General features: G+C 59.0%; 11 protein-coding genes. 9 read left to right on the top strand and 2 right to left on the bottom strand.

Features of this window, described 5'->3' with window-relative positions:
* Positions 1–3 precede the first annotated feature (3 nt).
* The gene (locus PMI22_RS27805; RefSeq protein WP_238543837.1) at positions 4–567 is read right to left on the bottom strand and encodes a TetR/AcrR family transcriptional regulator; all 564 of its coding nucleotides are present in this window, start codon (positions 565–567) and stop codon (positions 4–6) included.
* Between the two features lie 298 nt (positions 568–865).
* Between PMI22_RS27805 and PMI22_RS27810 the strand changes: the two genes are divergently transcribed.
* The 9 genes from PMI22_RS27810 to PMI22_RS27850 all read left to right on the top strand — a co-directional run bounded on the left by PMI22_RS27810 (position 866) and on the right by PMI22_RS27850 (position 11917).
* Entirely contained in the window at positions 866–2146 is a 1281-nt protein-coding gene (locus PMI22_RS27810; RefSeq protein ID WP_007942556.1) for a cytochrome P450, read from the top strand.
* Positions 2143–2370: a ferredoxin gene (locus tag PMI22_RS27815; protein ID WP_007942554.1), complete on the top strand. Its 228-nt coding sequence runs from the start codon at positions 2143–2145 to the stop codon at positions 2368–2370. The genes PMI22_RS27810 and PMI22_RS27815 overlap by 4 nt, the downstream gene beginning before the upstream one ends.
* 48 nt (positions 2371–2418) lie before the next feature.
* Positions 2419–4038, top strand: coding sequence for a GMC family oxidoreductase (locus tag PMI22_RS27820; RefSeq protein ID WP_007942553.1), 1620 nt, complete (start codon positions 2419–2421; stop codon positions 4036–4038).
* Positions 4035–5540: an aldehyde dehydrogenase family protein gene (locus PMI22_RS27825; RefSeq protein WP_007942552.1), complete on the top strand. Its 1506-nt coding sequence runs from the start codon at positions 4035–4037 to the stop codon at positions 5538–5540. The genes PMI22_RS27820 and PMI22_RS27825 overlap by 4 nt, the downstream gene beginning before the upstream one ends.
* A 67-nt stretch (positions 5541–5607) precedes the next feature.
* Positions 5608–7275 carry a DUF1302 domain-containing protein gene (locus PMI22_RS27830; protein ID WP_007942550.1) on the top strand — a complete coding sequence of 556 codons (1668 nt, stop codon included), beginning with the start codon at positions 5608–5610 and terminating at the stop codon, positions 7273–7275.
* Positions 7276–7302: 27 nt separating this feature from the next.
* The gene (locus tag PMI22_RS27835) at positions 7303–8664 is read left to right on the top strand and encodes a DUF1329 domain-containing protein (RefSeq protein ID WP_007942548.1); all 1362 of its coding nucleotides are present in this window, start codon (positions 7303–7305) and stop codon (positions 8662–8664) included.
* A 231-nt stretch (positions 8665–8895) separates the two neighbouring features.
* Complete coding sequence (locus PMI22_RS27840; protein ID WP_007942546.1) at positions 8896–9933, top strand: amidohydrolase family protein; 1038 nt, start codon at positions 8896–8898, stop codon at positions 9931–9933.
* The gene (locus PMI22_RS27845; protein WP_007942543.1) at positions 9930–11129 is read left to right on the top strand and encodes a phosphotransferase; all 1200 of its coding nucleotides are present in this window, start codon (positions 9930–9932) and stop codon (positions 11127–11129) included. The genes PMI22_RS27840 and PMI22_RS27845 overlap by 4 nt, the downstream gene beginning before the upstream one ends.
* Positions 11130–11131: 2 nt before the next feature.
* Positions 11132–11917, top strand: coding sequence for a tyrosine-protein phosphatase (locus PMI22_RS27850; protein WP_007942542.1), 786 nt, complete (start codon positions 11132–11134; stop codon positions 11915–11917).
* Here the strand turns inward: PMI22_RS27850 and PMI22_RS27855 are convergent.
* Entirely contained in the window at positions 11914–12798 is an 885-nt protein-coding gene (locus PMI22_RS27855; RefSeq protein WP_007942540.1) for a DMT family transporter, read from the bottom strand. The genes PMI22_RS27850 and PMI22_RS27855 overlap by 4 nt on opposite strands.
* Positions 12799–12852: the final 54 nt, after the last annotated feature.

Here is a 12852-nt window from a genome sequence, read left to right as displayed (position 1 = left end):
TGGTCACTGGCGCGCGGTTTTGTCTGGCGGCCAGGTACCATTGTTCATCAGACTGTCGAATGTCTCGGTCATTTCTTGCGCCGAGTTCGGGTAGTCGTGGCGCACCCACCACAGCCACAGTCCTATCAAGGCGCCCACGAAACAGCGTACCGCTGCTTCGCCACGCATTTGCTCCTCCTGGTACAGACCTTGTTTGCGGTAGTGCTCACGCACCTGAATGATCAGAATATTTTCCAGATGGGCGAGAATCACGTTCTGCCCCGGGCCGCTGAAAAAAGCCGTCGTCAGTGCCGCGTGGCGTTCGGTCGCGCTGAACAGCCAGGCCGAAACATCCAGCAGGACGCGACGGTCGCCATCGACCTCGGTGACCTTGGTCGAGGGCACGCCAATGAATTCGTACCCCGCAACGATCAGGTCTTCCTTGTCGCGAAAGTGCGCGTAAAAGGTGGAGCGGGCCACACCCGTACTGTCCAGTAATTTCTGAACGGTGATCCCCTCGTAACCCTTTTCAAGCGCCAGGCGATACATGTGGTCCATCAGCAGTTCACGGGTGCGTTGAGAACGCAACGCGTGGCGTTGTCCAGAGTGGCTTTTGTCAACTATTTGCACGGAAGCTAAGTGAGACATTCTGTACCTCGGCAGAGCTTTATTATTGATTCTTGGCGCCAGGCATGAGGGTGCTCGGCGGTGATTTGAGAACAGCAACAGAGGATTTTTATACCGGCAACGTATGTTTTAGAACATTTTCAACGAAAGTGTTAATGAAATCTCTGTGTGCCGAACAGATTTGAAGTTCTGTCCGTTGTGGCTTCCTTCCTCCGGCCTTACCGTTTCTCCAGTCCGTCAGAGACCCTGGAGAACAATAATGAACCACCCCGTTGAAACGTCGACGCCTGTTCCAGCGCATATCCCGATGCATTTGGTACGCGACTTCGATCTGTGGGCTGAGCTCACCGCCCAGGGCGAAAACGCCTATACCTGGGCAGCCGAGCTGCACCAGACGACCCCGCCGATTTTCTGGATTCCGCGTCTGGGGTTTTTACCCGGAACCTGGGTCCCTCGGCGTGCCGAGAACCTGCGGCGCATTCTGCAAGACCCGCAGACTTTCAGCAGTGTCGGCCTGACACCCTATGCGATGTTGCTCGGTGAAAGCTGGCGCCTGGCGCCACTGGAAATCGATCCGCCAGAACACGGCAAGTACCGCGCATTGCTCAACCCGCTGTTCACACCCAAAAAGGTCGAGGCGCTGGAGCAGGACATTCGCCAGTTGGCCAACCAATTGATCGATGAGGTGGCGGCCCAGGGTCGCTGTGATTTCAACGAAGCGTTTGCCAAACCGTTTCCGACCTTGATCTTCCTGACCCTCATGGGTTGGCCGCTGGAAGACCGGCCGTTGTTCCAGCACTGGACGCAGACGCTGATCAAAAGCTTCGACATGCAAACGGTGACCGACAACGCGCGAGCCATTACCACCTGGATCCGCAACCACATTGCCGAGCGCCGTGCCAACCCCGGTGATGACTTCACCAGCTATCTGTTGACTAGCGAGATCGATGGCCGACCGCTGACTGACGATGAAATGCTCGGCATCAACTTCCTGATATTTATCGCTGGCCTGGACACCGTGACCTCCTGCCTGGGCCTGTTCTTCCGCCATTTGGCGCGCAACCCCGAACAACAGGCACAGCTGCGGGCCAACCCCGAACTGATTGGTGACGCGGTGGAAGAACTGCTGCGCTCGTACTCCATCGTCAATATGCGCCGTACGGTCACCTGCGACGTGCAGATCGGCGATGTCCTGATGAAGAAGGGCGACATGGTGTTGATCAGCACTGAGCTGGCCAACCTTGACCCTGAAGTATTCGACGAGGCTGGCAAAGTCGACTTCCAGCGCAGCGCCGGTGCATCGCCACACATGGCGTTTTCCTATGGCGTGCACCGTTGCGTCGGCTCCCACCTGGCACGCCGGGAACTGCGTATCGCCATGGAATTGTGGTTGCAACGGTTACCGCCTTTGCGCATCGCCGACAACAGCACACCCAAGTTCAACGCCTTCGGCGTGTTCGGTATGGAAGACCTGTACTTGCAATGGGATCTGCCTGACTCGGCGGCAACGCCCTCCAACAAACAGGCGGCTAGCGCATGAGAGTTTTGATCAACAAAGCCGGCTGCGTGGGTCATGCCCGTTGCAACAATGTTGCGCCCGCGCTGTATCCACTCGATGACAACGGTTACATCGCGAGCAGCGGCTTCAGCGTACCCATCGGGCAGGAAGGGCTGGCGCAACGGGGCGCCCGGGCCTGTCCGGAGCAGGTGATCGAGGTTCTAGATACACCCGCCGAATCTCGGCAGGTGCGGCCCAGGAGCTGATTGACCTGGCGCCGAAGGCTTAAAGCAACCAGCAAAAGAAGAACAACAATGAGCAAAATCTACGACTACATCATTATTGGAGCGGGGTCTGCGGGCTGTGTGTTGGCCAATCGATTATCGGCAGACCCGAAAGTTTCGGTGCTGCTGATCGAGAGTGGCCCGGATCACACCAGCCCGTTGATTGCCATGCCGCGTGGCATTGGCAAGCTGCTCAATCCCGGCAACCCCCATGTGTGGAGCTACAAGGCCAAGCGTGGCGAGGGTATGAGCGAGGAGCAGTGGTTAAAGGGCAAGACAATTGGTGGTTCCAGCTCGGTTAACGGCATGGTCTATGTGCGGGGTGCACCCGCCGACTACGACAACTGGGAAGCACAGGGCTGCACAGGTTGGGGGTGGCAGGACATGGGCCGGCAGTTCGTTGCCCTGGAAGACCACCAACTGGGCAAGAGCCAATGGCGGGGCGTCGGTGGCCCGCTCAAGGTCACGGTGCACCCGTCGGGCGATTCCTTGTGCGATGCGGTGATCAGCGCTGCAGGCTCACTTGGCGCGGCGCGCACCGATGACACCAATCATGTCGACTCGGTCAGCCAGGGCGGCTTTGGCTATCAACCGCAAACGACCTGGAAAGGCCAGCGATTCAGTGCAGCCAAAGCCTTCCTCGATCCGGTGCGCAAGCGACCGAACTTGACGGTAATGACCGGCACTGACGTGCAGCGCATCGAGTTCAGCAATCGCCGGGCCTGTGCTGTGCAAGTCAGCGGCAAAACCGGCTTGGCTCGCTTTGAGGTGCGCCGCGAGGTGTTGCTGTGCGCCGGTGCTATCGAGTCGCCCAAGTTGCTGCAACTGTCCGGCATCGGCCCGGCGGGACTGTTGAACTCGTTGGGTATCAACGTGCTGCAAGACGCCCCCGAGGTGGGTCGCAATCTACGTGAGCACGTGTACATGGCCATGCAATACCGGGTCACCCGTGGCAGCTTCAACCATTGCTTCCATGGAGTGGGTTTACTGGGCGCGGTGGCGCAGTACTTTCTGCGCAAAAAAGGACCCATGACCCATGCCGCCCACGAGGCGGGTGGCTTTATCAAAACCCGCCCGGAGCTGGATCGCCCGGATGCGCAAATTGGCGTCAGCCTTTACTCCATGGACGGCGACGGCAACAAGGTCGAAATCGACAAGCAACCCGGCCTGACCATTGGCGGTTATTTCCTGCGCCCACAAAGCCAGGGTGAGTTGCGTATTCAATCGACGGACGCCTCCGTACCGCCGCAGATCAGCGCCAATTACTTGAACGCCGAAATCGACCGCACCTCTGCAATTGCGTTGTTTCGCTGGTTCCGCCGCCTGGCCGCGCAACCGGTACTCAAGCCATTCATCGTCGGTGAATTGACACCGGGTCCGCAGGTGGAAAGTGACGAGCAAATTCTTGCCGCGTTCCGCCGCTTCGGCCAGACCGCCTTCCACGTTTCCGGCACCTGCCGCATGGGGCCCGATAGTGCTTCAGTACTCGATCCTCAACTGCGTGTGCGTGGCGTCGAGGGCCTGCGAGTGGTCGACACCTCGGTAATGCCCTGCCTGGTTTCCGGCAACACCAACGCCCCGGCCATGGCCATTGCCATGCGCGCCGCAGAACTTATCACCGGCAAAATCTCAGGAGCTTTTGCATCATGAATCAGAGCACCACGAGTGTTCCCTTTACCCAGTTGGACAAACTGTACATCGATGGCGCTTGGGTGGGGGCCGACGGCCCGCGCGAAGCTGTGCTCAACCCGGCCACTGAAGCGGTGATCGGTCATGCGCCGACAGGCGATTTGCACAGCGCCGATGCGGCCATTGCCGCCGCACGCAACGCTTTTGATAACGGCCCCTGGCCGTGGCTGAGCATGGCTGAACGTGCCGATTATCTGCGGCGCATGCACGCCGCTCTGGTGGCCAAACGTGAACAGATTGCTGCGCTGATCATCGCTGAAGTCGGTTGCTCGCAAGGCGTGACTTACGCCATGCAGGTGGACATGCCGCTCGGCCATGTGCTGACGGCTATCGAGCAGTCGCTGCACAGCGACAGTGTGCAGATTCCAGTGCAAGCCAACCCCAATCCATTCAACCCGACGGGACCGATGATTCTCGGCAGCGGCACAGTGGAACGTGAGGCCATTGGCGTGGTGGCCGGTATCACGGGCTACAACTTTCCGTTTCTGCTGAACCTGGCCAAGGTGTTTCCGGCCTTGCTGGCCGGCAACACCCTGGTGCTCAAACCTTCGCCATTTACCCCGTACTCGGCGTTGTTGTTCGGTCAGATCGCCGAAGAGGTCGGTTTGCCCAAGGGCGTGCTCAACATTGTCACCGGCGGCATTGATGTGGGCAGCCTGTTGAGCAGCGATCCACGGGTGGACATGGTCTCGTTCACCGGCTCGGAAGCGGTGGGGGTCAGCATCATGAGCCAGGCGGCGCCGACCCTGAAGCGCGTGCACCTGGAGCTGGGCGGCAAATCGGCGTTGATCGTGCGTGCCGACGCCGATATTCAGGCCACCGCGCTGGGAGCCGTCGCCGGTCTGGCGGTCAACGCGGGGCAGGGCTGTGCATTACTGACGCGTTTTGTGGTGCACCACTCGGTACGCGAGCAATTTGTGCAGTGCGCCAAAGCCATTGCCGGGCAATGGAAAGTCGGCGACCCAGCGGACCCGAGCGTGATGATGGGCCCGCTGATTCGGGCGTCGCAGCGCGCCAAGGTTGAGCATTTCATTGCCAGTGGCCGCGATGCCGGGGCCACGCTGGTGTGTGGTGGTGGGCGTCCTGCGCATCTGCGCCAAGGCTTCTTCAGCGACCTCACCCTGTTCGATGACGTGCGCAACGACATGCTCATTGCCCAAGAGGAAATCTTCGGACCGGTGGGGGTGGTGATCGGCTTCGACAGCGACGACGAGGCCGTGGCCATCGCCAACGATTCGCGCTTTGGCCTCAATGGCGCCGTGGCCTCGGCAGATGCCGCAACGGCCTACGCCCTGGCCAGACGCATTCGTGCGGGCAGTGTGTACCTCAATGGCGGCAGCGGCAGCCTGCCTTATGCACCCATCGGCGGTTTCAAGCGTTCGGGACTGGGCCGTGAGTTCGGGCCGAACTGGCTCAAAGAGTTCACCCAGGAAAAATCCATCATCTACCCCATCGGACGCTAGCCGGGACGCTCTGTAACCGGGGGCGCAGACGAAACGACTGACAATAAAAAAATAAAAGGTGGTTTGCATGAAACACATGAGTAAAAAGGGGCGCGTGCGAGCCCAGCGGGCGATGGTACTGCTGGCAGTGGGGGAGTTGGCGTTGGGCTACGGTGGTGCAGCGATGGCGATGCCCATCGAACTGACCAACCCAGACTTTCATCTGCGTTGGGATAATACCGTGCGCTACACCCTGGGGATGCGTATGGAGGGGCAGGACGGGCGCATCATGAACAACCCCAACTACGATGAATCGGACGGCAAATTCGACAAGCACGACATCATGACCAACCGTGCCGATCTGCTTACTGAGGTCGACTTTTCCTACAAAAAGGATTGGGGCGCGCGGCTCAGTGCCGCCGGCTGGTATGACCAGGCGTATCACAACGATGGTGTACAAAGTCATGTCCCCGGTTTCCAGACAAGCTACTTCAACAATCAATACAGCTCGGAAACGCAGCGTTACGTCGAAGGCCCGTCGGGGGAAATACTCGATGCGTTTGTCTGGAAGAACCTGCGCCTGGGAGACTCTTCGGTAAACGTCAAGATTGGTCGCCATACCAACTATTGGGGTGAGGGGCTGTTGTTCGGCGCCCATGCAATTTCTTACTCGCAAGCGCCGCTCGATGGTGCCAAGGCGGTGACCAGTCCCGGTATCGAAACCAAGGAAGTGTTCTTGCCCGTCGGGCAGGTCTCCGTCAAGGCCCAGGCCACCGACAACCTGACCCTGGCCGCGCAGTATTTCTATGAATGGGACTACACCCGCATTCCGTACGGCGGTACCTACTTTGCTGCGGCAGACCCGTTTTTCGAAGGCCCGGATCGCTTGCCGGTAGCGCCAGGTTTCTCCTTTAACCGGGAGAAATCCAAATACGGCCGTGACTCCGCGAACTGGGGGGTGATGGGCAAGTACGATGTCGAGGCGATTCAATCGACGGTGGGTGCGTACTACCGTCAGTTCGATGACTACCAACCCTGGCTGGCGCCAGAAATCTCAGCCGCCACTGGCAGCTTTCGCCTGGTGTACCCACGCAGCGTAAAACTCATAGGCCTGAGTCTTTCCACTGTTCTCGACACCGTGTCGGTAGGCAGCGAGATCTCCTATCGTCAGAACGGTGCACTGAACGCGGTGGGCGTTGATCCCACGGACAACGAAGGACCACGTGGCGATACCTACCACTTCGTGGTCAACGCCGTGTACGGCGTGCCGCGCAACTTTATCTCCAAGAACGCCACGTTGGTGGGCGAGTTCGCCTATAGCCACCTGCGCAAAGTGACCGAGCACGAAGAGCTTTACCTGGGTGAGAACAGCCCTAACTGTGTCAATCCGAATGTGGGCACACCCGGCTCAGGGGACGAGAGCGACGGCTGTTCGACTCGCGACTATGCCGCCTTTGCCGTCAACTACACACCGCAATACCTGTCGGTATTCCCGTCCTGGGACATGAGCGTACCGCTGACCGTCAATTATGGCCTGTCAGGGAACGCTGCCAGCGCCGGCGGTGGTAACGAAGGCGCACTGACCTGGTCGGCTGGTGTGCAAATGACCTATGCCCAGCGTTACGAATTCGGCCTGCGTTACTCCGACACCGACGCGCAGTCGAAAAATCTTCTCGGTGACTCCATCGGTGGTAACGGTGCGGTGGGCGGAACCGACCGTGGCTGGCTGGCCTTCACCTTCAAAACCTCCATCTAAATAAGCCAAGAAACGGAGTACCTGTTTATGAAAGGACAATTTGCATGGGCGGTGGCGCTGTTGAGCATCGCCACCTGCAGTCAGGCTGCGGCACCGGCCGACCAGGTTGCACAAATCGGTAAAACCCTGACGCCGTTTGGCGCAATTATCGCGGGCAATGCCGATGGCAGCATTCCCCCTTACACGGGAGGTCTGACGCAGAGCCCGTCCGGCTTCAAGCCCGACAGCGGATTCTGGGCCGACCCGTTCAAAGATGAAAAACCGCTGTTGCGCATCAACTCAAAAAACATGGAGCAATACGCCGACCGGTTGAGCGGCGGGCAAAAAATGCTGCTCAATAAATTCCCCGACTACTACCTGGATGTCTATCCGAGCCACCGCACTGCGGCGTACCCGCAAGCGATACTCGACGCCTCCACACGCAACGCCAGCAATTGCCACGCCACCAAGGACAGCCTGGCCGTCGACCCGGCATGCCGAGGTGGATTGCCGTTCCCGCTGCCGCAAAACGGTAACGAGGTCATCTGGAACCAGGCACTGCGCTACAAGGGCACGGGTTACACCACCACGCCATCGTCCAATAGTTGGGTGGTAGATTCCCGGGGCTCGGTGACCAAGACCGCAGAGTCCGCCACCATGGAAGAGGCCCCGTACTACCAGGTCAAACAGGCTGATCGAGACCCACAGTTGTACTACCGCGCCTGGGCGCTGGACAGCTACCCGGCTCGCAGCGCCGGGCAACTGATCATCCTCGCCGACTACCTCGACCCGCAAGTCCAGCCGCGCCGCGCGTGGAGCTACACCCCAGGCATGCGCCGCATCAAGCTGGCGCCGGAGTTCTCCTATGACACGCCGGTACCCAACCAGGGTGGGGTAAACCTGTTCGACGAGTTGCAGATGTTCTCCGGCAGCCAGGACCGCTTCGATTACAAGCTGGTCGGCCGCAAGGAAATGTACATTCCCTACAACGCCTACAAGTTCTATTTCAGCTGCGGTCAGGAAGAGCAATTCCAGCCGCATCACGCCAACCCGGCCTGCGAGCGCTGGGAACTGCACCGGGTGTGGGTAGTGGAAGCGACACTGAAACCGGGCAAACGCCATGTCTACAGCAAGCGCACTTACTACCTGGACGAAGACACTTTTGGTGCCGGTCTGTATGACGCGTGGGACCAGGGCGGGGTGCTGTACCGCGCGCTGTTCCAGAGTGGCGTGCAGTTGTATGACAAAAAACTGCCGTACACAGTGAAAAACGTCAGTTACGACTTCAACAAAGGTATGTGGTCGTTGCTTAACGATGGCTTGAAGGGTGGCTACCGGGTGCATGACGAACCCTTGTCCGAGCGCGACATGAAACCGGAGTCGATCGTTTCCCAGGAAACGCAACGCTGATTGCATCGAGTGAGCACGCTTTGGCGGCCTGAGGGGGCCGCTTTTTTTTTGGCTATTTTCCAGACAGCGATGATTTTTCAGTGTTCAGGGAACGTATTAATTTGATAATTAACTGAACACATATTGAAAATGTGTTTATATTGTTTGCGTCGTATTTATCCCTCATCTCAATCCGAACGCCCCGGCAATCGGTCGTTCGGTCTGCTGGCTTATTACAACAAGGAGAACGCCATGCTGATTGATGTCCACGCCCACTTGCTCACTGAGGGCATGCTGAACCGCCACGAGTTCTGGGGGCCGTTCATGAAGGTACAGGGGCTGACCGTGGGGCATTTTTCCCTCGGTACCAAGCAACCGGCCAAAGCGGCCACGGATGCCGAAGCGCAGGCCAATATCGTCGCGCGCATGACCCACGCCAGCCGTCGAAAGCTGATGGCCGAACGGGGTGTCGACAAACTGGTGATGTCCACGCCGTCTCACTGTTTCATGTATTGGGCAGGTGATTTCGCCAACGAATATGCACGCATCTGCAACGACGAGTTGTCGGCATTTTGCCGGGCCGATCCCGAGCACTTCGACTTCTGGTGCCATGCCAACCTGGCAGATCCATTGAACGCGGCCAAAGAAATCGAACGCGCCGTGACTCAGTTAGGGGCCAAGGGCGTGTGCGTAGGTGGGGCCAATTTCAATGGCCTGGAAGCTCACGATGAACGCTTGTTCCCTGTCTGGGAAAAGCTCGTTCAGCTGGACGTGCCGATCATGGTGCACGGCTTCAACCAGTCTATTTATTGGGGCGAAAAACACACTGACGACAAGTTCGAAACCACTTCCATCGTGGGTGATTGCGTCGATGAAACGCTGTTTTTCTGGTACCTGATCTGTGGCGGCGCGCTGGATGTATTCCCGACCCTGAAAACCTACATCACTCATGCCGGCGGCATGGCGGTTTTCCAGTTGGGCCGCCTGAGCGAACTCAACCGGGCCATGGCACCGGACTCACGCAACCAGCGTCCGTTGATGGATTACATGCAGAACTTCTACTTCGACCTGGACGTGCATGCGCCCGGCTTGCGTCGTGGTGTCGCCGAGGTGGTGGGGGTGGATCGTCTGTTGTACGGCACCAACTTTGGTGGCGCCTATGACCATGGCGACCTGACCGAAGGCCTGGGGTTGTCCACTCAAGATCGTGAACGGATCCGTAGCGGTAACGCGATCGAACTCCTCAAGCTGAAGGTTCCGAGCAACGCTGGGCGGGTGCTGACGCCGTGACGGACAGCCTGCTGGACATGGCCGCCGGGCGGCCATACCCGCAGCGCACTGGGCGATTGCCTCGACAACTGAATGAGATCACCGCAGCCTGGCTCACGCAGCTATTGCAGCCGCGTTATCCAGGCATCGAGGTCCTGGCGTTGACGGCGGTGGAGGTCCGTAACGGGCACACCACCAAATTCCGCGCCAGGCTTGAGTTGAACGAGGTCGGACAGCGCGCGGGCATTCCTGCGCATGTGTGCCTGAAGTCGAACTGGTCCGAGGGTTTCGAGAGCGGCGATATCTGTGAGCTGGAAGCGCGCCTGTATCATCTGGCGCAAGACTGGTCCGACGCGCCATTGCCCACCACTTTTTTCACCGACTGGGACGCCGATGGTGGTGGTCGAGGTGTGGTGATGATGGAAGACCTCGGCCTGGCCTCCGGGCAATTTGGACATAGCACCGATCACCTAGGCGTGGACGGTGTTGCTCAGGGGCTCGAGTCACTGGCGACGGTACATGCTGCTACCTGGAACAGTCCGCAGTTGCAGGAACAGCGCTGGTTGCCGGTGTCGATGGCCAATCCGGTGGACAGCGACGGTCTGCTGCGCATGTACAACTACATCAAGGTCAATCTGCGTAAACCCGAGTATCAGCAACTGCTGCCAAAATGGATGTACGAGACGCCGGAGTTGTTTAGCCATGCGTTCGATGAATTGGCAGCTTTTGAACTGGGGCAGACTTCACCCTGTTGTTTGATCCATGGTGATTCCCATCAGGGAAATAGTTTCTTGCGCAGTGACGGTCAACGTATCTGGCTGGATTGGCAACTGGCCCGACGTGGCCGGCCATGGCGCGACGTCGCGTATTTCATGTTCGGCGCGTTGACCGTGGAGGAACGCCGCGCTGATGCGCAGCGCTTGCTGGGTGTGTACCGGGAAAAATTGATCAGCCTGGGAGCCGAAGGCGTGCTGGGGCAAGACGCGGCCTGGGAGCAATTACGACGTTGGCCGGTTTGGGGGATGCAAACCTGGATGTCGAACATGGATGCTTGGGGACAGGCCGGACTGCCAATGGTGGAACGGTTTTTCGCCGCCGCAGAAGATTTTGATACCGTGCGCTTGTTGACCCACGGCCGTAAGCCACGCCGCACACCGATATTGGGGCAGGGCGCACGGCCATTGACGCAAGCGTATCAACACTTATTGGAGAGTTGAGCATGGCCAGTCAGGAGGATTTTCGCCTGCAAGGCGCGGATAACTTTCGCAGCTTGAAGGGTATGCCCACCCGTTGTGGTCGCCGCATTGGCGGCGATGTTCTATTGCGCGCAGACCAGCTGCATGGCTTGACGGCTGAAGACTGGCAGTCACTTAAGCGCCTGGGGTTGCAGACCGTTTGCGATTTACGCAGCGCGGGCGAGCGTGAACGTTACCCGAACCGCTTGCCAGATAGTGCAATTCGGGAGCTTCACCTGGAGGTCCTCGGCGATGTCCGTGCCGATCCACGTATTGGCGCCATGCTGGCGGAAAACCCGGAGGCGGAGGCCGCACGGGGCATGATGCTGGAGGTTTACCGGCGACTACCAGGAATGTTGGCGCCGCTGTTGCCAGAGTTATTTCGGGTCTTTTCTGAAGAAAATGGATCGGTACTGATTCACTGCACGGCGGGCAAGGACCGCACCGGCGTGGCGGTCATGCTGCTATTGCACGCACTGGGTGTCGCGCCTGAACACATCATGAACGACTATTTGCGTTCGGCACGGCGTTTCAGCCAGCTGAGTGCAGAGCGTCAGGATGCGATGAGTCACGCGGTGAGCCGAATGGTGGGGCGGCCGGTCAACGAAGCGGCGTTCGACGCGGTAGTGGATGCCCGGCCGGAATATTTGAATGCCGCTTATGCGGTGATCGAGGCCGAGTATGGTGGGCTGGATCGCTATCTGCAGCGCTTCAGTGGTTTGAGCACAGCGCGCTTGCAGACCTTGCGAGATACCTTGCTGGTCGCCTAGGTTGCAGCCCGGGCCAAAACCCGGGCCGGTTTCCATTGTGCCAATCCAATCCCCAGCAAAATCAAGCCGCCGCCCACCGCGTGGTAGAGGTGCAATGTTTCCCCGAGCAGCACAATCGCCAACACTGCGGTAAACAACGGCACCAGGTTCATCAGCACGGCGGTTTTTTCTGCGCCGAGGGTTTGCAGGCCGCGCATCCATAATCCGGGTGCCAGTGCTGAGGCGAACAGGCCAGCGAATAGCACCAGCGGAATGTTCTCTGCCGTCAGGGCTATCGAAGGTGCGAGCACGAAAGGCGGCACCAGCAGCAGGGTGCCGCAGATAATTTGCACGTACAGGCTTTCCCAGGTTGGCAGGGGAATCTGCCAACGCTTCACCAGTACGCAGTACAGCGCGTATGACAGCGATGCCAGCAACATCATCAGTTCACCTTGGCCGACTCCATGCTGCCAGAGCGAGGGCAAGTCGCCTGCTGCCAGCAACCAGGTCAGGCCGGCAAACGAAATCAGGGCGCCGACCAGCAACGTCACGGTCGGACGGGTATTGAGCACAGGGAAGGCCAACAGCACAGTCAGCAATGGCATGGTTGCCAGAATCAGGCCCATGGAAGTGGCGCTGACAGTGTGCGCCGCGTAATACGCCAGTGACTGGTAAAGTGACATGCCGAGTAAACCCAGCAACCACAGTTTGAGTAGATGAGGGCGGATCTGGCGACGCAAGCGCCATACCCTGGGCAACAACACTGGCGACAACACCAACAATGCAGTCAGCCAGCGGTAAAAAGAAATGGCCGCAGGGTCGATCACCCCAACCGACAGACGGTTGACCACCGTACTGGCGGCCCAGATCAGTGTGGCAAGGACAGGTAGCAGCAGATTCATCACGGGTGCGCCAAAGTTGAGGGTGCGCGGAGCGCACCGGGACCTACGCCGCTT

Source organism: Pseudomonas sp. GM21 (genome assembly GCF_000282215.1).
In the GTDB taxonomy this organism is placed as follows: Bacteria; Pseudomonadota; Gammaproteobacteria; order Pseudomonadales; family Pseudomonadaceae; genus Aquipseudomonas.
Note: the sequence above shows the minus strand (reverse complement) of the source record. Positions and strands in the feature narration are given on the sequence as shown.